Genomic DNA, 23,643 nt, shown 5'->3' with positions numbered 1-23,643 from the left:
AGGGCCGGCAGCAGAACAGGCGGCACAGTCGCCGGAAAAATGCCGGACTGCCACCTGCGCCGTGCCGGGTGCACCTAGCCGGAGACGCTGACGGGTTCGACGACGATGGCCACGCGGTCCTCGCCGATCCGGGTCAGCACCAGCGTGGCCTTGTTGGGGCCCTTGCCGGAGCCGGTGAGCAGCTGGCGGCGCAGTTCCTCCGGCGTGACGGCCATGCCGCGCTTCTTGATGTCCAGCACGCCGATCCGGTTGGCCTTGACCCAGGCCTTGAGCGCCTTGACGTTGTACGGCTTGACCTCCAGCACCTTGTAGGCGCGGGCAAAGGGCGTGGACACCAAATGCGGCGAGCAAATGTAGGCGATGTGCTCGTCCAGCAGATGCGCATCCAGGCGCCGGGCCAGGTCCGCCACCAGCCCGGCCCGGATCACGGCGCCGTCGGGCTCGTACAGGTAGCCGGCCACCGGGCCGATCCGCACGTCCTGGCCGGAAGGGTCGTAGGCCACCGGGCTGGTGAGCTCGGCCATGCCATGGCTGCCGATCACGGCGGCGGCGCGGACGACGCCCTCGCGCGCCAGGGCATTGAAGTACAGGGCCGCCTCCACCACATCGCCGTCCACCGACACCCATTGGGTCTCGCAGCCGGCCGGGATGGACTCGTGCGGAATGCCCGGGCCCATCTTCACGCCCACGGCCAGGCCCCGTGCGGCCAGCGACTCCACGAAGGACAGCGGCGGCGAAAACGCCTCCGGGTCGAAGAGCCGGGTGGTGCCGCTGGTGGAGGTGGTGCGGCGGGCCGGGTCCAGCCAGACGCCGTCGACGCCGTCGAGGTTGGCCTCCTCGGCCAGCCCCTGGCGCACCGTGGCGGAGGGGAAGGGCATCAGGTTGATGGTGGCGCAGGCCGCCGTGGTCTCATCCATCTCCACGGCCGTCACCTGCAGGTCCAGGCTGGCCATCGCCAGGGAATCGGCACCGATGCCGCAGCCCAGGTCGGCCACATGCTTGATGCCGGCGGCGGCAAAGCGCTGGGCGTGCAGGGCCGCAATGCCCAGGCGGGTGGCCTGCTCCAGCCCGGCCTGGGTGAAGATCATCTGCCGGGCAAACTCGGCGAACTTGGCCTCCGCCTTGGTGCGCAGGCGCGACTGGGTCAGCACCGCCGCCACGAGCTCGGGGGAGTGGCCGGCCTTGCGCAGCGTGTTGTTCAGCGCGAAGGCGTCCTTGTCGTCATAGGGGCCCAGCGAGTTCAGCAGAGCCCATCCCTCGGAGGTCAACAGGGGTGCGATTGCAGATTCGGCCATGGAACAACCCTAGCGCCGCCGCAGAATAGACTCGTGCCGGGAACGGTTTAGTCGATCGCAGCTGGGGAAATTGGGGCATTCATTGGATTCTGTCTTCGCCTTCTTTGGTCCGCTGGTTCTTGGCGTCATCCTGACGATGGTGCTTGAGGCGACGACGGGGCGGGCGTGGGGCCTCATTGCCCGGAAATTCTTCAAACGCAGGGCGCTGCAACGGCTTGTCCGCTTTGGCAGGGGCGATGAACTGGTCAGGCGCGGCAATGAGGCCCTCTACGTTCTCCAATTCGTTCCCGGCGGATGGCGTCCACAGGACATCGTCATTGCGGAACGGCCGGCACCGGAGCTCGAAACCGAGCTGGCCCGCGTGCCGGGGGCGCTGGTCGCCCTGGATCCCGCACGCCTTGTGGCAGAGATTGCCAGTGAACGGCAGCGCCTGCAGGGATTTCCCGATGGCGAGTGGAACGGTGCCTCGCTGGCAGTCGATGGGCTCAATGCCCTGAGCAGAACACGCGAACACGAGCGGCCCGTCCTGAACTTGTCGGTGTGGCACAGCGACCATGCCTCGGCCAAGGTGTGCGGCCGTGCATGGATGGAAGAGTTCGACGCCGGCAACATCGACCTCGGGAGCGATGGGGACCGTCTCGCCCACATTGCGCCGGGCATGATCCATGCGATTGGGCTGAACGCGACAGTCGTCACGGACGATGACAGGCTCATTCTTGTCCGCCGGTCCGAGCTCACCAGCAGTGGCCGCAATGGCTACCACATTTCCGTCAACGAGGGCATGCTTCCGGAGGACCGGAACGCCAAGGGGGCATTGGACCCGCACCGGGGGCTGGCCCGCGGCATGAAGGAAGAACTCGGCATTGACGTGGAGAGCCGGTTTGTCCATTTCCACACGGCCATGCTGGATGTCCGGCGGTACCAGCTCGGGCTTCTGGGCCATGTCAATCTCAGGAACACCGGCATTACGGCCGCGCAGATCCTCAATGCCCGGCGGTTGGGCACGGCCCAGGACAAGTTCGAAAACCGGACCATTGAAGAGATTCCCTGGACGTATGAAGCAGTGGTTGAAAAACTCGCTGAGCCGAATTGGATCGCCCACGGCTGGTTGAACCTTTTGCTCTCCGCCGTGGAGTCCTTCGCCCCCAAAACCGATGAGCTGTACCGGATGCTGGGTGAACGCACGCGCGGGACCATGCGATAGATCCAGAGAGGCGGCGGTGCGCTGGCAGCGAAAACCACCCTTCGGCGTCGGCCACGGCTGGCACTCGCCTTGACCGAGTGCTAACCGAGTCAATAGAGTCGGGGTTAGCACTCTCACCATGAGGGTGCTAATTGGAGAAGCCTCAGACACCACCTGCCGGCGGCACCGCGACGACGTTGGCAGCGCAGGTCTGGCCCGTGCTTCTTGACTCATCCGAAGATTTTTACTCTTGTGAAGGAGAGGTCCGAGTGTCGGTCTCTATTAAGCCTCTTGAGGATCGTATTGTTGTCCGCCAGCTCGAAGCTGAGCTGACCACTGCATCCGGCCTGGTCATCCCGGACACCGCCAAGGAGAAGCCCCAGGAGGGCGAAGTTGTGGCAGTGGGCCCCGGCCGCATTGACGACAAGGGCAACCGCGTTCCCGTCGATGTAGCAGTTGGCGACGTTGTCATCTACTCCAAGTACGGTGGAACCGAGATCAAGACCGGCGGCGAAGAGCTGCTCGTGCTCTCTGCCCGCGACGTGCTGGCCATCATCGTAAAGTAGCACCCAAAGCAATGCCCCGCGCCGCCGATCGAGCCTGTCTGGATCGATGGCGTGGGGCCTTTGCGTGAAAGGACCTGAACCATGGCAAAGCAGCTTGAATTCAACGACGCTGCCCGCCGCAGCCTGGAGGCCGGCATAGACAAGCTGGCCAACACCGTCAAGGTGACCCTGGGCCCGCGCGGCCGCAACGTTGTGCTGGACAAGAAGTGGGGCGCCCCCACCATCACGAACGACGGCGTGACCATCGCCCGTGAGATTGAGCTGGACGACCCGTACGAAAACCTGGGTGCCCAGCTGGCGAAGGAAGTTGCCACCAAGACCAACGACGTGGCCGGTGACGGCACGACGACGGCGACGGTGCTGGCACAGGCGCTGGTCAAGGAAGGCCTGCGCAACGTTGCTGCTGGCGCCGCCCCCGGCGACCTCAAGCACGGCATCGAGGTGGCTGTCGAAGCCATCTCCAAGCGCCTGCTGACCAACGCCCGCGAGGTCCAGGGCCGCCAGGTGGCAGAGGTTGCCGCCATCTCCGCGCAGAGCACGGAGATTGGCGATCTGCTGGCCGAGGCCTTCGAGAAGGTGGGCAAGGATGGTGTGATCACCATCGAGGAGTCCTCCACCACGCAGACCGAGCTGGTCCTCACCGAGGGCATGCAGTTCGACAAGGGCTACCTGTCCCCGTACTTCGTCACCGACGTTGAGCGCCAGGAAGCAGTGCTGGAAGACGCACTGATCCTGATCAACCAGGGCAAGATCTCCTCCATCGCGGACTTCCTGCCGCTGCTGGAGAAGGCCCTGCAGGCCTCCAAGCCGCTGTTCATCATTGCCGAGGATGTTGACGGCGAGGCTCTGTCCACGCTGATCGTCAACAAGATGCGCGGCACCCTGAACGTGGTTGCCGTCAAGGCTCCGGGCTTCGGCGACCGCCGCAAGGCGATGCTGCAGGACATCGCGATCCTGACCGGCGCCCAGGTTGTCTCCCCGGAGATCGGCCTGTCGCTGGACCAGGTTGGCCTCGAGGTCCTGGGCACCGCCCGCCGGATCACCGTGACCAAGGATTCCACCACCATCGTCGACGGTGCCGGCACCGTCGGTGACGTGAAGGACCGCGTGTCCCAGCTGCGTGCCGAGCTGGAGCGCACCGACTCCGATTGGGACAAGGAAAAGCTCCAGGAGCGTCTGGCCAAGTTGGCCGGAGGCATCGGCGTGATCAAGGTTGGCGCCGCCACCGAGGTTGAGCTGAAGGAAAAGAAGCACCGCATCGAGGACGCCGTGTCCTCCACGCGTGCCGCTCTGGAAGAGGGCATCGTGGCCGGTGGCGGTTCCGCACTGGTCCAGGCTGCCAAGGCCCTGGACGAGGACCGCAACGTGCGCCAGCTGACCGGCGACGCGGCCACCGCCGTCGAGCTGGTCCGCCGCGCCGTGGCCCAGCCGCTGCGCTGGATCGCCCAGAACGCCGGCCACGACGGCTACGTCGTCGTCCACAAGGTGGGCGAGCTGGAAGATGGCTTCGGCTTCAACGCCGCGACCGGCGAGTACGGCGACCTGGTTGCCGCCGGCATCATCGACCCCGTGAAGGTGACGCGTTCCGCCCTGCGCAACGCGGCCTCCATCGCCGCCCTGGTGCTCACCACGGAGGCACTGGTGACGGAGAAGCCGGCCGAGGACGAGGACAGCCACGCTGGCCACCAGCACTAGGCATCCCTAACCAACTGCCCCGCACTTAACGCTAGCTTGGACGCCCAAGCCGACGTTATCTGCGGGGCAGTTGGCGTTTAAAGGGGTTGGCGGAGTACCGGGACACTCCGGTGGGGCGGCGCCGGCGCAGCAGCCGGTAGAAGAGGAGGACAGCGGAGGCCGAGACGATGATGCCCATCAGGTTCAACAGCAGCTGCAGCGCGGAGCCTGCCGCCTTCTCCGGTTGGCCAAGGACAAGGGCGACGGCGACAAAGCCGGCGGCCGGGACGGTGGTGACGGAGATGAAGGCGCCCACCAGGACGGCCGGCTTGCGCCCGATCAGGGACAGCATCCCTGCGGCGCCGGGCAATGCGGCGACGATGAACGAGTACCAGCCGGGGTGGTAGATGAATTCCGTGGCGGGGTCGCCGTGGTCCAGGAATCCGGGATCCACCAGACCCAGCTGGATGGACAGCCAGGTGGCCAGTGCCGCCACACCCATGGCAACCGGGAAGCCGACGCCCAGGGCCAGCGCCGCACGCCGGGCCAGCGCCCAGCGGCGGTCCACCAGGGCCACGGCCAGCCCGGCCAGCGGGCCGAATTCGGGCCCCACCACCATGGCGCCCACGATGGCGATGGTGGAATCGGTGACGATGCCAATGCCCGCCAATTGGACGGCGATGACCAGGAACGCCAGGAAGCTCCAGCTGAGTTTGGATTCCTCGCTGGTGTTGGTCTCCACCTCGTCCCAGATGATGGCATCGGCCCCTTCTCCGGGGGCTAGGGCGACGGCTTCCTGGGCCCGTGCGGAGATCACCAACTCGGGGGCGTTGATGCTCACCGAGCCGACAGTGGCCACGTCGAGGCCGCGCAGGCGGCCAGCAGGTCATCGATGCACTTGCGGTCGGCATCCAGCGTGACAATGTCCCCGGCCGGGCGCACCGAGGCCCCGGCCAGCACCGCAATTTCCGAGACGCCGGGAATAGCTTCCGCCTCGGCAACAACCCTGGCGGTGAGCGTGCCGGGCACCACCACCCGAACCTGCAAGGTCATCGAACGCTTCCTTCCGTGGGGCCTGGGGCCGAGACTACTACGTGCCGTTTGGGGCATTCACAGCCCGCGCACAGCATCCGCCTACGGCCCGTCCAGCGGTGGTCGGCACACTGGAACGGAAGACGGCCGCGGCGGCCCACGCACCGCCGTGGTGGGCCGCTCCGGACCACGGTGCATGCTGCGCCGGATTTAAGTGATGGAAATCACAGAAGTCGTTGAGGCAAATGCAGTCCCAGTAGCGTGTATAGGGATGGTTGATGATTTTAAGGTGATTTTTGTATGACGCTTGGAACCCTGCCCCGGAATCTGCGGGGCACCCACTTCTCGCGCCGGCTCCCTGAACCCCCTCCCCAGCGCAAGTTCCTGGCAGAGGTCCAGGGGCTGCGGTCGTTGGCGGTTTTGATGGTGGTGGTCTACCACGTCTGGCTGGGCCGGGTGTCCGGTGGGGTGGACATTTTCCTGCTCATTTCGGCCTTCCTGATGACCCGCCAGTTCACCCGAAAAGTTGAACAGGGTGCGCCGTTGCGGCTGCTAAGGCATTGGCTGCACCTGTTCAAACGGCTGCTGCCCATCGCCGCCGTGGTGCTTCTGGCCGTGCTCGGTGCAACGCATCTGTGGCTTCCACAGACCATCTGGCGGAGCATCTATGCCCAAAGCTGGGCGTCGCTGGGATATTTCGAGAACTGGGCCCTGGCCGCGAGCTCGGTCACCTACGGCGCCACCGGCCCGAGCGATTCAAGCCCCCTCCAGCATTTCTGGTCGCTGTCGATCCAGGGCCAGGTCTTTATCCTGTGGCCGCTGGTCTTTGCCGTTGCCGCCGTCCTCGCCAAGATGTTCAAGCTCCGGTACCGCGTGCTGTTGGCGTACATCTTCGGGGCCATCTTTGCCCTCTCGCTGGCCTTCTCCATCCAGGAAACGGCAACCAACCAGGCCTTTGCCTACTTCGACACCCGCGCCAGGCTGTGGGAATTTGCCCTGGGATCCCTGCTCGCCCTGGCCCTGCCCTGGCTGGACCTGCCACGGGCGGCGCGGGTGGTCCTGGGCTGGTTTGGCATTGCCGCCATGGTCAGCTGCGGGATAGTGCTGACGGTCCAGCAGGAGTTCCCTGGCTTTGTCGCCCTGTGGCCGACGCTTGCGGCCGCCATGATCATCATTGCCGGGAAGACGGACCACCGCTTTGGCGCCGACCGCTTCCTCAGCTCCAAGCCCCTGGTGTACATGGGGGACAACTCCTATGGCCTCTACCTGTGGCACTGGCCCATCCTGGTGGTTTATCTCGCCGTCGCCGACAAGGAACGGCCGGGGCCGCTCGCCGGCACGGCCATCATCCTGGTGTCGATAGCGCTGGCCATCCTGAGCACACGGCTGGTGGAAAAGCCCATCCGGAACTGGAAGTGGGCCGAGTCAAGCACGCGGCGTGCCGCCGTCGTCATGGTGGCCTGTGCCCTGCTGGTGGCCGTCCCGCTGGGCGGCATCCAGCTGAAGATGATCATCGATGCCCCCAAGCCCAGCCTGGGGTCGACGGCCGCCAACCCGGGGGCGGCGGCCCTGTTCCCCGGCTATGTCCGCAAAGACGCGGAGGCCGGAGCGCCACTGGTGCCCGCCCTGACGGATGTGGCCGACCAATGGCCGGTCTGGGACGGCGGCTGCCAGGTCTTGGATCCGGCGGACGAGTCCAGGACGCGCTGCGACAACGGAATCGACACCAACCCCGCCAAGACGATTGTCGTTGTGGGCAGTTCGCACGCGCTGGTCTGGAGCACACCGTTCCTTGACCTGGCGAAGAAAAACAACTGGCGCGTGGTGGCCTTCACGGCGGGATTCTGCCCCATCACCGATGGCACCGACACCACTGTTCCGGCCGGCTGCACCGATTTTGTCGCCAACTCGATCGATTCGGCCCTTGCCCTGAAGCCCGACGCCGTCATCACCACCAGCACGCGCGCGGCCTACAACTTCACCACCACGGAGTACATGGACCCGTCGTGGGCTCCGCTCATCTCCAAGGTGTCCGACGCCGGCATCCCCGTGGTCGCGATCCGCGATACGCCCAGATTCGACCAGACGCCGCTTGAGTCGGGACCGGAGTGCCTGGCGAAGCACCCCACCGATCCGGCGGCCTGCAGCACCAGCTTCAACCAGAACTTCTCGGACGAGGCGCCCACCGACGCCCTGCGGGCGGACCTCCATGGGGTGAAATTCCTGGACTTCACCGCGTATTTCTGCCCGAACAACAACTGCCCCGCAGCCATCGGCAATGTGGTGGTGTACAAGGACGGTAGCCACGTGACAACCACCTACATGCACACGATGACACCCGTCGTCGAACAGGAATTCCATGACGCGGTGGGGTGGTGACATGGCTGCAACGATGAAAGCAACGTCCGCCCGGCCCGGGCCCGGCACGCCGTCGGCGGCGCGCAAATTCCTGCCCGAGGTCCAGGGCCTGCGGGCGCTGGCCGTGCTCATGGTGGTGGCCTACCATGTCTGGCTCGGCCGGGTGTCCGGCGGCGTGGACGTGTTCCTGCTGGTCTCGGCGTTCCTGATGACCCGCCAGTTCACCGCCAAGGTGGAGGCCGGCAAGCCGCTAAGCCTGCTGCGGCACTGGCTGCACCTGTTCAAGCGGCTCCTGCCCGCCGCCGTCGTGGTGCTCGTGGCGGTGCTGGGCCTGACGTGGGCGGTGCTGCCGCCGCGGCGCTGGCCGGACATCCTGGACCAGGCCTGGGCCTCGCTGCTCTACACGCAGAACTGGCTGCTGGCCGACACCGCCGTGGACTACTACGCCGTGGACCACTCCGGCGCCAGTCCGCTGCAGCATTTCTGGTCGCTCTCCATCCAGGGCCAGGTCTTTCTCCTCTGGCCGCTGGTCTTTGCCGCCGCCGCCGTGCTGCTGCGCCTGCTCCGGGCCAGCGGCCTGCCGCGCAGATATCCGGCGCTGGCCCCGTGGCTGGGCTACCGTGCCATCCTCGGCGCCGTGTTCTCTGCCATCTTTGCCTTCTCGCTGGCCTTCTCCATCCATGAGACAGCCACCAACCAGGCCTATGCCTACTTCGACACCCGGGCACGGCTGTGGGAGTTTGCGCTCGGCTCGCTGCTGGCCCTGGCCCTGCCGTACATCCGGCTGCCGCGGCTCGCCCGCGTCCTGATGGGGTGGCTTGGACTGGCCGCCATGCTCGGCTGCGGGCTGATCCTCACCGTGGACCAGCAGTTCCCCGGCTACATCGCCCTCTGGCCCACGCTGGCGGCCTCGCTGGTGATTCTGGCCGGTGCCTCCGGGAGCCGCGCCGGTGCCGACCGGATGCTCTCGGCCAAGCCGCTGGTTGCCCTCGGCGGCATCTCCTATGCCCTGTACCTGTGGCACTGGCCGCTGCTGGTGGTGTTCCTGGTCGCCGCGGGCCAAAGCTCGGTGAGCCTGCTCCAGGGTCTGGGGATCATCGGCACAGCGCTGCTGCTGGCCTGGCTGACCACCAAATATGTTGAGACCCCGCTGCGCGACTGGCGCTGGCCGCAAGTGCGTGCCTGGCGCTCCGCCGTCGTCATTGCCGCCTGTGCGGCGCTGCTGGCCGGTCCGGTGGCGCTGTGGCAGTCCAGCATCAACGCCTACGACGCGGCCGTCGCCGCCCAGCCGGCGGCAGACAACCCCGGCGCGGCCGCACTGGAACCGGGCTACACGGGGGAGCCGTCGCCCAGCGCCAAGGTCAGCCCGGCCCCGGCCCAGCTAAAGAACGAGTTCGCCACCATCGACGGCGACTGCACCGGCGCGCTGGTCCCGGCGTCGGCCCTGCTGGCCCAGGTCTGCCATGCCAACCAGCCCACCGGCACGCCGACCAAGACCATCGTGGTGCTGGGCGACTCGCACTCGCAGCAGTGGCTGCCGGACTGGGACGAGCTGGCCACCAAGTACAACTGGCAGATTGTCATGATGGTCAAGTCCGGCTGCCGCTACGGGGCCGATGACCCCAGCCGTGCGGCGGACTGCAACGAGTTCAACGCGGCGGACCGTCAGTACATCCTGGACCTCAAGCCCGATGCCGTCTTCACCCTGTCCACGCTGACCCTGGAGAATGCTCCGTTTGAGAAGGAGGTGCCCGGCTATCTGGACGGCATCACCCCGTTCACCGACGCCGGCATCCAGGTCATCGGCATGCGCGACAACCCGCGCTTCACCACCAACATGGCCGACTGTGCCGGCACCAAGGGGCCCGCGGACCCGGCCTGCAACCCGCCGTTGTCGGACTCCCTGGCGGAGCAGTCCCCGCAGGATGCCTACGCGGGCAAGGTGCCCAACCTGTTCCTGATGGACATGAGCGACTACATCTGCGTCGGCGGCGTCTGCCCGGCCGTGGTGGGCAACGTGTACGTGTACAAGGACGACAACCATCTGACCAAGACGTACACCCAATCGATGGCCCCGATGTTCGAAGCGCGCCTGCTCGCCGCCACCGGGTGGGTGCCGTGAGTTCGCCCACAACGGGGCCCGGAGGGCGGTACGCGGAATAGGGCGGCGCCCGCTTTCGTTTTAGGATGTATCAAACGCACAGGCATGCTCCGTAATCACGGTGCCAGCCGTTGGTTGCAACCACCACCCGGTCCCACCGCCGAGGAGCACTCGTGACCCAGCCCGAAATCCATGACCCCTTCGCCTTCGTAGGACTGACCTACGACGACGTCCTGCTGCTGCCCGGCCACACGGACGTCATCCCCTCCGAGGCCGACACCAGCTCGCGCATCTCCAAGCGCATCACAGTGGCGACCCCGCTGCTCTCCGCGGCCATGGACACCGTCACCGAGTCCCGGATGGCGATCGCCATGGCCCGCGAGGGCGGCCTGGGCGTGGTGCACCGCAACCTTTCCATCGACGACCAGGCCGAGCAAGTTGACCTGGTCAAGCGCAGCGAGTCCGGCATGATCACCAAGCCGGTCACGGTCCACCCCGAGGCCACGCTGGCCGAGCTGGACGAACTGTGTTCCCGCTACCGCGTCTCCGGCCTGCCCGTGGTGGATGTCGACGGCCGGCTGGTGGGCATCGTCACCAACCGCGACACCGTGTTTATTCCGGAGAGCGAGTACCCCGGCCGCCGCGTCAGCGAGGTCATGACCTCCATGCCGCTGGTCACCGGCCGGGTCGGCATCAGCCGCGAGGACGCCTCAGCGCTGCTGGCCAAGCACAAGATCGAAAAGCTGCCCCTGGTGGACGACGGCGGCTACCTCCGCGGCCTGATCACCGTCAAGGACTTCGCCAAGGCCGAGCAGTACCCGCTGGCCACCAAGGATGAGGCCGGCCGCCTGCGCGTGGGTGCAGCCATCGGCTTCTTCGGCGACGGCTGGGAGCGCGCGATGCGCCTGGTGGACGCCGGCGTCGACGCACTGTTCGTGGACACCGCCAACGGCCACAGCCAGGGCGTACTGGACATGATCCGCCGCCTCAAGAGCGATCCCGCCGTCAAGCACGTGGACATCATCGGCGGCCAGGCCGCCACCCGCGAGGGTGCCCAGGCCCTGATCGACGCCGGTGCCGACGGCATCAAGGTGGGCGTGGGCCCGGGCTCCATCTGCACCACGCGCGTGGTGGCAGGCGTGGGCGTGCCGCAGATCACTGCCATCTACGAGTCCGCCAAGGCCGCCATCCCGGCCGGCGTGCCGCTGATCGCCGACGGCGGTCTGCAGTACTCCGGCGACATCGGCAAGGCGCTGGTTGCCGGCGCCGACACCGTGATGCTCGGCTCGCTGCTGGCCGGCACCGAAGAGGCTCCGGGTGAGCTGATCTTCGTCAACGGCAAGCAGTTCAAGACCTACCGCGGCATGGGCTCCCTTGGGGCCATGCAGTCCCGCGGCAAGAACACGTCCTTCTCCAAGGACCGCTACTTCCAGGCCGACGTCTCCGGCGATGACAAGCTCATCCCCGAGGGCATCGAGGGCCGGGTGGCCTACCGTGGCCCGCTGTCCTCCGTGGCCTACCAGCTGGTGGGCGGCCTGCGCCAGACCATGTTCTACGTTGGTGCGCCCACGATCCCGGACCTGAAGGCGAAGGGCAAGTTTGTCCGCATCACCGCCGCCGGCCTGAAGGAATCGCACCCGCACGACATCCAGATGACGGTGGAAGCCCCCAACTACGGCTCCAAATAACCTGCTGATCCCCAAGCGCTCCCGGCGCTCGCACTTGTGGGCCCAGAGCGCTCCCGGCGCTCGCACGCTCGCGGCGGGGCCCTCGCGCTTGTGGGCCCAGAGAACTGAAAAGTTGCCCCGCACGCCTTATGGCTGCGGGGCAACTGCGTTAACGGCTGCGCTAATGGCCTCCTGCGCGGCGTCGGCCAGCAGTTCTGCCAGCCGTGCGCTGCCGGCGTCGGCCCGGGCGCTGGTGCGCCTGGCCAGGTACAGGCTCCGGCGCACCGGCTGTGCCAGCGGACGCAGCAGCACATTGGACGGCAGGCTGGCCACCGCCAGGGCCGGCACCAGGGCAACGCCGACGCCTGCGGACACCAAGGCGAGCTGGGTGGCGAAATCCGTGGCCTCGGCCACCGGGCGCGGGACGTACCCGGCCAAGCTGCAGGCCCGCTCCACCATGTCGTAGCAGGCCCATTGGCGGTTCGGGATGATCCAGTCCGAGCGGGCCAGCAGACCCAGGTCCACGGGGCCCGCACCGGCGGGCGGCGCCGGGTGGTCCGCGCGGGCGGCCAGCAGCACCGGCTCGGTGCCCAGCAGCACGGTGAAGACCCCGGCGGGCAGTGCCGGGATGGTGTTGGAGTAGGCGTGGGTGATCGCCGCGTCCACCTCGCCGGCCGCCAGTGCCGGCAGGGCATCCTGCGGTTCCAGCTCCACCAGCCGGAGCGTGGGATAGGCCTCGGTGCTGCCCAAGATCCGGGCATAGGCCCGTGCCACCACCGTCCGCGCCGCCGAGGCAAAGGCGGCCAGCCGGTACACGCCCGATGAGCCCTGCTTCAACGCCTCGGCCTCCATCCCGGCCACGGCGAGCTGGTCCAGGATGTCCCGGCCGTGGTCGGCCAGCAGCTTGCCGGCGGGCGTGAGCACCACATTGCGGCCCTGGCGTTCGGTCAGCGGCAGGCCTGTTTCACGCTCCAGCGCGGCAATCTGCATGGAGACGCCCGGGGCGCTCAGGTGCAGGGCGGCGGCCACGGCCGACAGGGTCCCCAGCCGGTCCAGTTCGGTGAGCATGCGCAGTTTCCGGATATCCAACACATCAATAATCCTTACTTAAACCCAATGGAAAAGTAAGTAGTTATTTGGTGTATCCGCTTCTACGCTGGATCCATGACCCACCCCCGCGTTCTCCTCGCTGGCCTCGCCGTCGTCCTTCTCTGGGCCAGCGCCTTCCCCGCCATCCAGGTGGCCGCGCCCGCCATGGGCGCCATCGGACTCTCCGTGGTCCGGCTCGCCGTCGCGGCCGGGCTGCTGCTGGCACCCTTCCTGGGTGTGCGCCGGCCCGCTGTCCGCGACCTGCCGCTGATCGCGGCCTGCGGGTTCTTCGGCATGGCGGCCTACCAGATCCTGCTGAACTGGGGTGAGCTCTACGTGCCCGCCGGGACCGCCAGCATCGTGGTGGCTGCCGCGCCGCTGGTCAGCGTGGCCATCGCCGTCGGGGCGTTTGGCGAGCGGCTGAGCGGATGGAAGGTCGCCGGCAGCCTGGTGGCGCTCGCCGGCGTGGTGCTGGTGTGCGTGGCGCGCTCGGGGCTGCAGATCAGCGGACCCGTCTGGATCGTGGTCGGCGCCATGCTGGTGCAGGGCATCTACCACCCACTGACCAAGCCGCTGCTGAAGAAGTACACCGGGATGGAGGTGGCGACGTACGCCATGGTGGCCGGACTGGCGATGCTGCTGCCCACCCTGCCGTGGGGGCTGCACGAGCTCGCCACCGCAACCCCCGGCGCCTGGGCCGGTGCCGTGTACTTGGGCGTGCTGCCCTCCGCCCTGGGGTTTGTCCTCTGGGGCTACGCGGTGGCACGGCTGCCCATGGCCGTCTCGACGTCGCTGCTGTACCTGGTCTCGCCCGTCGCCGTCCTGGTGGCGTTCCTCTGGCTGGGCGAGCTGCCCTATGCCGCCGAGCTGCTGGGCGGGCTGGTGGTGATCGCCGGGGTGGTGCTGGTCGGCGGCCGCTTCGGCCGCCGGAAGCCTGCCGCCGCCACTGCCGCCGCCACTGCCGACGCAGATGCCGTGCAGCCGGGTCCCGGCGGTGCCGCCGCGTAGCATCGAGCCATGAACCATCCCCGCTACGACGCCGCCACCGTGGTCCAGCACCGTGATTCGGGCCTGTGGAGCCGCGCGCTCGCCGCCTCCGGGTGCACCAACCCGCTCACGGGCCGGCCCTTCACCGAGGCCATGTTGGCGGGGCTGGGCGGCGGCATCGGCTTCATGGTCTTCACCTTTGCCTACAAGGAGGTGACCACCGCCTCGGTGGTCATGCGCTTCCACCCCGGGCCGTTCGTGGCAAACATGCTGGAATGCTCCGGCGCCGCCGTCGAGGTGCACCAGACCTCCAGCCCGCGGCTGGCCCAGGCACGGCTGGACGCCGCCCTGGACACCGGCCGCCCGGCGGCAGTCCGGGTGGTGGCGGCGGAGCTGCCGTGGGTGGAGACCGGCCTGCTGGCCGAGTCGGGGTCTGCGGACCTTGTGGTGGCCGCCCCGGACGGCGGCGGCTATCTGGTGGACGACGGCGGGGGAGCGCTCCGGCACCTTGGCGCGGCGGAGCTGGCCGCGGTCCGCGCCCGCCGGAAGGCCGACAAACACTGGCAGGCCCACGTCGGCCCCGTGCCCGGGGCACCCCTGACGCCAGCCGTCGTCGCCGACGCGGTGCGCGAGACGGCCCAAGCCCTGCTCAGCGACACGGCCCCGGCCGGAATCCCCGCCGGCTACGCGAAGAATTTTGGCATCCGGGGCATGGAGACCTGGCGCTCCCGGCTGCTGGACACCCGGACCAGGGACGGCTGGCCGGCCGTCCTTGCCGACCCCGGGCGGCACCGGGGCGCTCTGGCGATGCTGCATGCGCAATTGGCCGGAAACGTGTTCAGCGGACCCGGGGCACTGCGCCCGTTGTATGCACAATTCCTGCACGAGGCCGGAAACCAGGCCTGGCAGCGGGCCGCGGAGCTCTATGCCGGGCGGGGTCCCCGCTGGGATGTGCTGGCGCAGCTGGCCGAGGCGCAGGACGGTACGGACTTCACCGCCATGGCCGAGGCACTGGGCGGAATCATCAACGCCGAACGCCGCGCCGCCAGCGCGCTGCTGGGCTAGGAGGGCGCTGAACAAGGGGCAATTCGGGGCCGCGGGTTTGGCTGTCGCACCTTTCCGGGGCCTTTGGCGGCCCGCTGGGGGTCTCCTTTCTGATCGCCGGAGATCTGGTTCGTGATTTTTGCGGGCCTTGTACCTCCGTTCGTGGCTCCCCGCGGCTGGGATTTGGCCCAGGACCGGGGTGGGGGCCCTTTCCGGGTCTTATCCCAGGGCCCAGGCCCCGTTGTGGCGGGTGAGGCCCAGTTTCAGGAGTCGCCGGAGGTTCAGCGCGGCGGTGCGGACCTGCAGCCAGGCGTTGTTCTTTTCAACTCCCCGGTATCTCAGGGCCCGGTTGCCTCCGGCGACCAGCCAGCCGATGGACCGTTCCACCAGGGGCCGGTGGGCCCGGTAGTCGTGCCGGAACCCGGGCTCGAGGGCGGCGGCCCGGTGGGCGCGCTGGCGGGCGTGGTGGACGGTGATGACGACCTTGCGCCCGCCCTTGGCCGTGGTGCATTTCTCCCGCAGCGGGCAGGCCTTGCAGGCGGTGCCGAAGTTCACGTTGCCTCTGGCGCTGATGGTGCGCACCTCACCTTTGGGGCAGGTGAGCGTGTTCTTTGCTTCGTCGTGGGTGAAGTCGTCCAGGTCGTAGCCGCCGGGCACTGCCGGGCGCAGCGGCCTGGGCTTGACCAGCCCCTGGTGCCCGGCCCCGTCGAGGTGTTCGAGCATGGGCCCGGAGCCGTAGGCCGAATCGCCAAGCATTTGGTAGTCAACCTCCGTATCCTTCATGGTCGGATCGGCGGCGGCCAGCCCGATTCCGGCCTCCGCGTCGCTGGAACCGGGGCCGGCGGCCCGGGTCATCACGGCGCTGGTGTAGAGCCCGGTTTCCGGTTCGGCAATGATGTGTCCCTTGAACCCGTCCATCATCACCGAGCGGGACTTGTGCGCGTGCCTGGCCTCGGGATCCACGATGGAGACCATCCGGTCCCGGGCGACCTTCCGGGCGATCCGCCACCGCCCGTCGGTGCCGTCGGAACCCTCGGCCGGCTCCACGTCCTGGCCCGAAACCAACGCCAGCAGCACGTAGGCCTGCGCCTGCGGCGAGTCTTCTTCCAGGGTGTCGGGATCCACCGCGCCAAGCAGGGCCAGGGCGTCGGTGACCAGCCCCGAGACCAGGGCGTCCTTCGCTTCCTTGTCGTCCCAGGCGATGTCCGGCTTGCCCACGTGCGAGTAATCGTAGGAGGTGGCATGGACCGCCATGAGCGTGGCCCCGTGCTCCATGGCCCTGCCGAAACGGCGGATCACGGCAATCAGCTGGGTGATGGTGTCCTGCCGGGCCACCGCATCGGCGAACACGGTCGAATCCACCGCCCGGCGGTGCCGGCCGGTGAGGACACCGGTCGCGGTGATGACCTGGGCGACGGCTTCGGTGATGCGGTGCGGGTTGCTGCTGCCGCGCAGGCGGTTGCGCCAATGCACCAGCGCCGTGGGATGGAACGCGGTCTCGGTCAGCCCGTACCCGCAGGCGGCCTTCCACCGCAGGTCAAAGGTCAAGGCTTCGGCGGCGGCCCGGTCCGAGAGACCCTCCAGGGCCTGCAGGACCAGGACGGTGCCGATGACCGCGGCCGGGATCGAGGGCCTGCCCCGGGTGGAGGGAAACAGGTCCTCCATCATCGAGTCCGGGAAAAGCTCCGAGCGGTGCCCGGCCAGAAACGCGTAGGCACTCCCCGGGGCCAACAGCTCCCCGGCCAGCGCCTCCACATCCAAATACCCGCGCTGGGCCTCTTCAATTCCTTGCATGCATCCAGTCTTAAGGACCAGGACCCGAAGTCCAGCAGGCGCGCCTTAAACCACCCAAATTGTTCAGCACAGTCCTAGGATCCCTGCGGCGGCGATCCCACCCCGTGCGCCCACCGCGCTGCTGGGCTAGGATCCCGGCGGCGCCGATCCGACCCCGTGCCCCGCCGCCCGCCCCACTGCCCGTCGACACGGCTTGGGAGAGCCGGCGGCCGCTGGGATAGGCTAGTGCAGTGACTTACGAGATTGAGATTGGCCGCGCCAAGCGCGGACGCCGCGCGTACACCCTGGATGACATTGCGATTGTCCCCTCGCGCCGTACGCGCGACCACAACGATGTATCCGTCAAGTGGCAGATCGACGCCTACCAGTTCGAGACCCCGGTTATCGGTGCCCCGATGGACTCCGTCATGTCCCCGGCCACGGCCATTGCGCTGGGCCAGCTGGGCTGCCTGGGCGTGCTCGACCTCGAGGGTCTGTGGACCCGCTACGAGGACCCGCAGCCGGTGCTGGACGAGCTCGCCGCGCTGAAGGGCTCCGCCGAGGATCCTTCCGCCACCCGCCGGATGCAGGAGCTCTACGAGGCCCCCATCCAGGCCGAGCTCATCACCTCCCGTCTGGCCGAGATCCGCGCCTCCGGCGTCACGGTGGCCGGTTCGCTGACTCCGCAGCGCACGCAGGAGTTCTACAAGACCGTTGTCGCCGCCGGCGTGGACATCTTTGTCATCCGCGGCACCACCGTCTCCGCCGAGCACGTCTCCAAGACCACCGAGCCGCTGAACCTCAAGCAGTTCATCTACGAGCTCGATGTCCCCGTCATCGTGGGCGGCGCGGCCGGCTACACCCCGGCCCTGCACCTGATGCGCACCGGTGCTGCCGGTGTCCTGGTCGGCTTCGGCGGCGGCGCCTCCACCACCACGCGCCGCGCCCTGGGCATCCGCTCGCCCATGGCCAGTGCCATCTCCGACGTCGCCGCGGCCCGCCGCGACTACATGGACGAGTCCGGCGGACGCTATGTGCACGTGATCGCCGACGGCGGCCTGGGCTCCAGCGGCGACATCATCAAGGCCATCGCCATGGGCGCCGACGCCGTCATGCTCGGTGCCACCCTGGCCCGTGCCGAGGAGGCCCCGGGGCGCGGCTGGCACTGGGGCGCCGAGGCGCACCACCCGGAGCTGCCCCGCGGCGACCGGGTCAAGATGGGCACCGTGGGCTCGCTGGAGGAGGTCCTCTTTGGACCGGCCCACCAGGCCGACGGCAGCGCCAACCTGATCGGCGCGCTGCGCCGGGCCATGGCCACCACCGGATACTCCGACCTCAAGGAATTCCAGCGCGTGGAGGTTGTCGTCTCCAAGTAGGCCGCAGGGGCGCAGGCCCCGCCGGTGGCCTCCACCGAAGGTGCCCCTCCCGTTCGGGGAGAGGAGGACGTATGGTTTTCACACCACTACGTTGCACTTCTTTGGAGGTCCACCATGCTGCCCACGTCCCGCCCCTCATCCGTTCTGGGACCCGAAGCGCGGGCCGCATCACTGGCCGCCCTGAAGGCCACCTCCGAGCCCGGCGCCGAACTTGACGTCCTGATCGTGGGCGGCGGCGTGGTGGGTGCCGGTGCCGCGCTGGACGCCGTCACCCGCGGATTGAGCGTGGGCATCGTGGAGGCCAACGACTGGGCGGCGGGCACGTCGTCGCGCTCCTCCAAGCTCATCCACGGTGGCCTGCGCTATCTGGAAATGCTTGACTTTGCCCTTGTCACCGAGGCGCTGCAGGAACGCGGGCTGCTGATCCAACGCATCGCCCCGCACCTGGTCCGCCCCGTGCCCTTCCTTTATCCGCTGAGCAAGCGCTATATCGAACGGCCCTATATCGGCGCCGGCATCCTGCTCTACGACACTCTGGGCATGACCAGTGGCAACAGCCGCGGTGTGCCCATGCACAAGCATTTGAGCCGGCGCGGGACCCTGCGTGCGGCACCCAGCCTCAAGGATGACGCCATGATCGGGTCCATCCGCTACTACGACGCCCAGGTGGACGACGCGCGGTTGGTGGCCAATGTGGTCCGCACGGCCGCCGGCTACGGGGCCCATGCCGTGAACCGGGTCAAGGTGGTGGACTTCCTGCGGGCGGGCGAGCGCGTGGTGGGTGCGAGGGTGCACAACCAGGAGGACGGCAGCCAGTTCGAGATCCGCGCCAAGCAGGTGGTCAATGCCACAGGCGTCTGGACGGATGAAACCCAGGCGATGGTCACCGACCGCGGGCAGTTGAAGGTCCGCGCCTCCAAGGGCATCCACCTCGTGGTGCCGCGGGACCGTTTCCAGTCCACGGTGGGCCTGATCCTGCGCACCGAAAAGTCGGTGCTCTTTGTCATCCCGTGGGGGCGGCACTGGATCATCGGCACCACGGATACGGACTGGAAGCTGGACAAGGCCCATCCCGCGGCCTCCAGCCAGGACATCGACTACGTGCTCGAGCATGTGAACAAGGTGCTCAAGCGCCCGCTCACCCGCGAGGACGTGGAGGGCGTCTACGCCGGACTGCGCCCGCTGCTGGCGGGGGAGAACGATTCCACCGCGAAGCTCTCGCGCGAGCATGTGGTGGCGCATCCGGTGCCCGGCCTGGTGGTGGTGGCCGGGGGAAAGTTCACCACCTACCGGGTCATGGCCAAGGACGCCATCGACGAGGCCACCAGGACCCTTGACGAAAAGGTCCCGGCCAGCTGCACCGAGACCATCCCGCTCCTGGGCGCCGAGGGCTTCAAGGCGGCCTGGAACAGGCGCAACAGGACGGCGGAGGACGCCGGGATCCATGTGGCCCGGGTGGAGCACCTGCTCAACCGGTACGGATCGCTGGCCGACGAGGTGCTGGGGCTGATCGAGGCCGACGCCGCCCTGGGCAACCCGCTGCCGGGCGCCGACGACTACCTCGAGGCCGAGGTGGTCTACGCGACCTCGCACGAGGGCGCCCTGCACGTGCAGGATGTGCTGACCCGGCGCACCCGGATCTCCATCGAATCCTGGGACCGCGGCGTCGCCGCGGCACCCGTTGTCGCTAGACTGATGGGTGGCATTCTGGGCTGGAGTGCCGAGCAGCAGGAAAACGAAGTGGCAAACTACCTGGCCCGGGTGGAGGCCGAACGCTTGAGCCAGCAGCAGCCCGACGACGAATCGGCCGACGCCGCCCGGCTGGGCGCGCCGGACATCGTCCCGCTGCGCTAGCGCGGCCCGCATCCGGTTCCACCGGCACACAACCACGCCCGAAAGGCATCCATGGCACCGGATTCACTGAAACGCTACGACACCGAGCTGACCACACCCGATCTGGTGATCCTGGAAATGGAGGCCGAATCCAGGGAGGATGCCTCGGCCCAGTTGGCCAAGCGGCTGTTCGACTCCGGCCGCGTCACCGATCTGGACGGCTTCCTGCGCCACGTCAACGCCCGCGAGCACCAGCTGGCCACCGGCCTGCCCGGCGGCATCGGCCTGCCGCACGCCCGCAGCGACTACGTCAAGGAAACCTCCATCGCCGTGGGCATCACCAAATTCGGCCACAGCCTGGACTTTGGCGCCATGGACGGGCCGGCCACAGTGATCCTGCTGATCGCCACCCCGGCCGGTTCCTTCTCCGAGCACCTTGAGGTGTTGGCCACACTGGCACGTTCCCTGTCGAAGGAGAATTTCCGTGAATCCCTGCGCCGCGCCCACGACGCCGAGGTCATTGCGGAGCTCATCAATTCGACTCTGGTCTTCTTCGACCACTAGGCCCCGTGGCAGGCATTGGGAGTTCTACAGCCGGGAGAAGTACCCTTAAGGGGTGTTGAAAACCGCCCTGAAGCTTCGTTGGATAGCCGCGCTGGTCCTTGCACTGGCCGTATCCGGGGTCTTTGTGCTCCTGAGCCAGTGGCAGTTTTCCCGCTCCGTCGAGCAGGATGTGACTCCTCCCGCCGTGACGGAAACCGTCAAACCACTCACCGCCACGCTCAAGCCCGGCGTGCCGCTGCCCGCCACCGCCGCGGACCAGCTGGTTACCGCCACCGGCCATTTCGATGCCGGAAAGCAGGTCATCGTCCAGTCCCGGCTGCAGGACAAGGTGCTTGGCTTCTGGGTGGTCACGGCGTTCGTGGTGGACGGTGCTCCGGTCCTCACCGGCCAGGGCGCCAGCGCCGCGATGGTCATCCCGGTGGCCCGCGGCTGGGTCGCCGACCCCGCCCAGGCCAGCGCCCCGCCGTCGGGCCCGCTCACCCTGGGCGGCCGGCTGATCCCCGCCGAGGCGCCCACCGCCACACCGGACCTGCCCGCGGGGCAGGTGTCGGCCCTGTCCACGGCCGAGCTGGTGAACCTCTGGCAGACCAGCAGCTACCCGGCCTTTGTCGTGGCCAACTCCGTCACCGCCAACGGCACCGACGTCGGAGCAGGCTCCGGTGCTCTGAAGAAGATCACCGTGACGGCCCAGCCGGACGGCGTCCAGGTCAACTGGCTGAACATCTTCTACTCCATCGAATGGGTGGTCTTCGCCGGATTCGCCGTCTTCCTCTGGTGGCGCCTGGTGGGCGATGACTACCGCCGCAGACAGGAAGACGCCCAGGACGCGCTCGACGCGCTCGGCTCCGGCGGCGCCAGCGGCTCCGGCGGCGATGCGCCGGACCCCGACCCCGAAACCCCCGGCATCCCCGCCACCAAGGAAAGCAACGAGGCAAGCTAAGTGACCACCACCCCCAAGGCCGCCAAGCGCCGGTTTGCCGGCACCCCGGCACAGATCCAGTCCGCCCTGAGTTTCTACAAGGTGCTGGCCTACGCCACCGGCTCCATGCTGCTGCTGCTGACCATCGAACTGGTGGTCCGCTACGCCTTCAATTCGGTCCTGATCGCCGGCGGCACCGACACCCTGACCGGTGCCGCGCACGGCTTCGGCCTGGTCCACCTCCAGGACGGCGCCGCCCTGGTCACCGGCGGGCTCAACATCTCCACCACCGTGCTGATTGTGCACGGCTGGATGTACGTGGTGTACCTGATTGCGGACTTCCGCCTGTGGTCCCTGATGCGCTGGCCGTTCGGCAAGTTCATCCTGATCGCCCTGGGCGGTGTGGTGCCGCTGCTCTCCTTCTTCCTGGAGGGCCGCATCCACAAGCAGGCGCTGGCCGAGCTGGCAGCACACCCGCAGGCGACCAAGCGCTACTGAGCGCCACCGGAAGCCAGCAACGTGACCTCGGCCACCGCACAGCAGTGCGGTGGCCGCTTGGGTTAACATTGAAGGGTGACTACCCCCGCTACGGCCCAGACTTCGCAGAAGCCCGTCCTGGTTGTGGACTACGGAGCCCAGTACGCCCAGTTGATTGCGCGCCGTGTGCGCGAGGCCAATGTGTACTCGGAAATCGTGCCGCATACCTTTACCACCGAGCAGCTGCTGGCTAAGAACCCAGCTGCCATCATCCTCTCCGGCGGACCCTCCAGCGTCTACGCCGAGGGTGCCCCGTCCGTCGGTGCCGACCTCTTCGAGGCCGGTGTGCCGGTCTTCGGCATCTGCTACGGTTTCCAGGCCATGGCCGCGGCCATGGGCGGAACCGTCGCCGAGACCGGGCTGCGCGAATACGGCGCCACCGAGGTCTCCATGGTGGGGGAGGTCCGGTCCATCCTGGCCGGCACGTCCGACCACCAGATCGCCTGGATGAGCCACGGCGATTCCGTCCAGCAGGCCCCGGCCGGCTTTGACGTCCTGGCCAGCACCGATGGCGCCCCCGTGGCAGCCTTCGCCAACGAGGAAAAGGGCCTCTACGGTGTGCAGTGGCACCCCGAGGTCAAGCACTCCACCGACGGCCAGGCCGTGCTGGAGAACTTCCTCTTCAAGGGCGCCAAGCTCTCGCCCAACTGGACCACCGGCAACATCCTCGAGGAGCAGGTTGCCCGCATCCGCGAGCAGATCGGCGACGCCAAGGTCATTTGCGGCCTCTCCGGCGGCGTTGACTCCGCCGTCGCCGCCGCCCTGGTCCAGCGCGCCGTCGGCGACCAGCTGACCTGCGTGTTCGTCAACCACGGGCTGCTGCGCGAGGGCGAGGCCGAGCAGGTGGAGCGCGACTTCGTCGCCGCCACCGGTGCCAAGCTGTACGTGGCCAACGAGCAGGAACGCTTCCTGTCCGCCCTGGCCGGCGTCTCCGACCCGGAGACCAAGCGCAAGATCATCGGCCGCGAGTTCATCCGCGCCTTCGAAGAGGCCGAGCGCGCCATCATGGCCGCCGCCGCTGCGGAGGGCGAGGAGATCAAGTACCTGGTCCAGGGCACGCTGTACCCGGACGTCGTCGAGTCCGGCGGCGGCGAGGGTGCTGCCAACATCAAGAGCCACCACAACGTGGGCGGCCTCCCCGAGGACCTGCGCTTCGAGCTCGTTGAGCCGCTGCGCGCACTGTTCAAGGACGAGGTCCGTGCCGTGGGCGCCCAGCTGGGCCTGCCCGCCGAGATCGTGGGACGCCAGCCGTTCCCCGGACCCGGCCTGGGCATCCGCATCGTCGGGGAGATCACCGGCGAGCGGCTGGAGCTGCTGCGCAAGGCCGACGCCATTGCGCGCGCCGAGCTCACCGCGGCCGGCCTCGACAACGAGGTCTGGCAGATGCCTGTGGTGCTGCTGGCCGATGTCCGCAGCGTGGGCGTGCAGGGCGATGGCCGCACCTACGGCCACCCGATCGTGCTCCGCCCGGTCTCCAGCGAGGACGCCATGACGGCCGACTGGTCACGTCTGCCGTACGATCTGCTGGCCCGCATTTCCAACCGCATCACCAACGAAGTGGACGGCGTCAACCGGGTTGTTCTGGACGTCACGTCCAAGCCCCCGGGAACCATCGAGTGGGAGTAGCAGCCTAGGCCGCTGGGGA

The 23,643-nt window shown here is 68.1% G+C and carries 19 protein-coding genes; 14 read left to right on the top strand and 5 right to left on the bottom strand.

Annotated elements, in window-relative coordinates; genetic code table 11:
- Positions 1 to 74 precede the first annotated feature (74 nt).
- Positions 75 to 1,295: a THUMP-like domain-containing protein gene (locus ACQCSX_RS10370; RefSeq protein WP_427018899.1), complete on the bottom strand. Its 1,221-nt coding sequence runs from the start codon at positions 1,293 to 1,295 to the stop codon at positions 75 to 77.
- Positions 1,296 to 1,377: 82 nt separating this feature from the next.
- Between ACQCSX_RS10370 and ACQCSX_RS10365 the strand changes: the two genes are divergently transcribed.
- From ACQCSX_RS10365 to groL, 3 genes are all read left to right on the top strand, one after another.
- Positions 1,378 to 2,499, top strand: a complete 1,122-nt coding sequence (locus ACQCSX_RS10365; protein WP_427018898.1) for a hypothetical protein — start codon at positions 1,378 to 1,380, stop codon at positions 2,497 to 2,499.
- 248 nt (positions 2,500 to 2,747) lie between these two features.
- Entirely contained in the window at positions 2,748 to 3,044 is a 297-nt protein-coding gene (gene groES / locus ACQCSX_RS10360; protein ID WP_427018897.1) for a co-chaperone GroES, read from the top strand.
- An 81-nt stretch (positions 3,045 to 3,125) separates the two neighbouring features.
- Complete coding sequence (gene groL, locus ACQCSX_RS10355; RefSeq protein ID WP_427018896.1) at positions 3,126 to 4,739, top strand: chaperonin GroEL; 1,614 nt, start codon at positions 3,126 to 3,128, stop codon at positions 4,737 to 4,739.
- A 55-nt stretch (positions 4,740 to 4,794) separates the two neighbouring features.
- On the opposite strand, the gene ACQCSX_RS10350 is transcribed toward groL, so the two are convergent.
- A complete protein-coding gene (locus ACQCSX_RS10350) occupies positions 4,795 to 5,559 on the bottom strand; it encodes a DUF389 domain-containing protein (protein WP_427018895.1) in 765 nt (254 codons plus the stop codon).
- Positions 5,556 to 5,771 carry a hypothetical protein gene (locus ACQCSX_RS10345; protein ID WP_427018894.1) on the bottom strand — a complete coding sequence of 72 codons (216 nt, stop codon included), beginning with the start codon at positions 5,769 to 5,771 and terminating at the stop codon, positions 5,556 to 5,558. The genes ACQCSX_RS10350 and ACQCSX_RS10345 overlap by 4 nt, the downstream gene beginning before the upstream one ends.
- A 279-nt stretch (positions 5,772 to 6,050) precedes the next feature.
- Between ACQCSX_RS10345 and ACQCSX_RS10340 the strand changes: the two genes are divergently transcribed.
- The 3 genes from ACQCSX_RS10340 (at position 6,051) to guaB (ending at position 11,897) form a co-directional block, all read left to right on the top strand.
- Positions 6,051 to 8,129: an acyltransferase family protein gene (locus tag ACQCSX_RS10340; RefSeq protein ID WP_427018893.1), complete on the top strand. Its 2,079-nt coding sequence runs from the start codon at positions 6,051 to 6,053 to the stop codon at positions 8,127 to 8,129.
- Position 8,130: 1 nt separating this feature from the next.
- A complete protein-coding gene (locus ACQCSX_RS10335) occupies positions 8,131 to 10,230 on the top strand; it encodes an acyltransferase family protein (RefSeq protein ID WP_427018892.1) in 2,100 nt (699 codons plus the stop codon).
- A gap of 152 nt (positions 10,231 to 10,382) precedes the next feature.
- Positions 10,383 to 11,897 (top strand): IMP dehydrogenase, encoded by a 1,515-nt coding sequence (gene guaB / locus ACQCSX_RS10330; protein WP_427018891.1) that lies wholly within the window; start codon positions 10,383 to 10,385, stop codon positions 11,895 to 11,897.
- Between the two features lie 126 nt (positions 11,898 to 12,023).
- Here guaB and ACQCSX_RS10325 read toward each other — a convergent pair whose 3' ends face one another.
- Entirely contained in the window at positions 12,024 to 12,968 is a 945-nt protein-coding gene (locus tag ACQCSX_RS10325; RefSeq protein WP_427018890.1) for a LysR family transcriptional regulator, read from the bottom strand.
- Between the two features lie 72 nt (positions 12,969 to 13,040).
- On the opposite strand from ACQCSX_RS10325, the gene ACQCSX_RS10320 reads away from it, so the two are divergent.
- Together ACQCSX_RS10320 and ACQCSX_RS10315 are read left to right on the top strand one after the other, a co-directional pair.
- Positions 13,041 to 13,973, top strand: a complete 933-nt coding sequence (locus ACQCSX_RS10320; protein ID WP_427018889.1) for a DMT family transporter — start codon at positions 13,041 to 13,043, stop codon at positions 13,971 to 13,973.
- A 9-nt stretch (positions 13,974 to 13,982) separates the two neighbouring features.
- A complete protein-coding gene (locus tag ACQCSX_RS10315; RefSeq protein ID WP_427018888.1) occupies positions 13,983 to 15,017 on the top strand; it encodes a BtrH N-terminal domain-containing protein in 1,035 nt (344 codons plus the stop codon).
- 198 nt (positions 15,018 to 15,215) lie between these two features.
- Here the strand turns inward: ACQCSX_RS10315 and ACQCSX_RS10310 are convergent, their stop codons facing one another.
- Complete coding sequence (locus ACQCSX_RS10310) at positions 15,216 to 16,790, bottom strand: IS1182 family transposase (protein WP_427015623.1); 1,575 nt, start codon at positions 16,788 to 16,790, stop codon at positions 15,216 to 15,218.
- A gap of 230 nt (positions 16,791 to 17,020) precedes the next feature.
- Here ACQCSX_RS10310 and ACQCSX_RS10305 point away from each other — a divergent pair, with 230 nt between their 5' ends.
- The 6 genes from ACQCSX_RS10305 to guaA all read left to right on the top strand — a co-directional run bounded on the left by ACQCSX_RS10305 (position 17,021) and on the right by guaA (position 23,624).
- Positions 17,021 to 18,145, top strand: coding sequence for a GuaB3 family IMP dehydrogenase-related protein (locus ACQCSX_RS10305; protein ID WP_427018887.1), 1,125 nt, complete (start codon positions 17,021 to 17,023; stop codon positions 18,143 to 18,145).
- 114 nt (positions 18,146 to 18,259) lie between these two features.
- Entirely contained in the window at positions 18,260 to 19,999 is a 1,740-nt protein-coding gene (locus ACQCSX_RS10300; RefSeq protein WP_427018886.1) for a glycerol-3-phosphate dehydrogenase/oxidase, read from the top strand.
- A gap of 51 nt (positions 20,000 to 20,050) precedes the next feature.
- Complete coding sequence (locus ACQCSX_RS10295) at positions 20,051 to 20,542, top strand: PTS sugar transporter subunit IIA (protein ID WP_427018885.1); 492 nt, start codon at positions 20,051 to 20,053, stop codon at positions 20,540 to 20,542.
- 52 nt (positions 20,543 to 20,594) lie between these two features.
- Positions 20,595 to 21,482, top strand: a complete 888-nt coding sequence (locus ACQCSX_RS10290; RefSeq protein WP_427018884.1) for an SURF1 family protein — start codon at positions 20,595 to 20,597, stop codon at positions 21,480 to 21,482.
- Entirely contained in the window at positions 21,483 to 21,959 is a 477-nt protein-coding gene (locus ACQCSX_RS10285; RefSeq protein WP_427018883.1) for a DUF3817 domain-containing protein, read from the top strand. It begins immediately after the preceding gene.
- 75 nt (positions 21,960 to 22,034) lie between these two features.
- Positions 22,035 to 23,624 carry a glutamine-hydrolyzing GMP synthase gene (gene guaA, locus ACQCSX_RS10280; protein ID WP_427018882.1) on the top strand — a complete coding sequence of 530 codons (1,590 nt, stop codon included), beginning with the start codon at positions 22,035 to 22,037 and terminating at the stop codon, positions 23,622 to 23,624.
- Positions 23,625 to 23,643 lie beyond the last annotated feature (19 nt).

Source organism: Pseudarthrobacter sp. P1 (assembly GCF_050156935.1).
Lineage (GTDB): Bacteria > Actinomycetota > Actinomycetes > Actinomycetales > Micrococcaceae > Specibacter.
The sequence above is the reverse complement of the archived record's forward strand: the minus strand, read 5'-3'. Positions and strand labels throughout refer to the sequence as shown.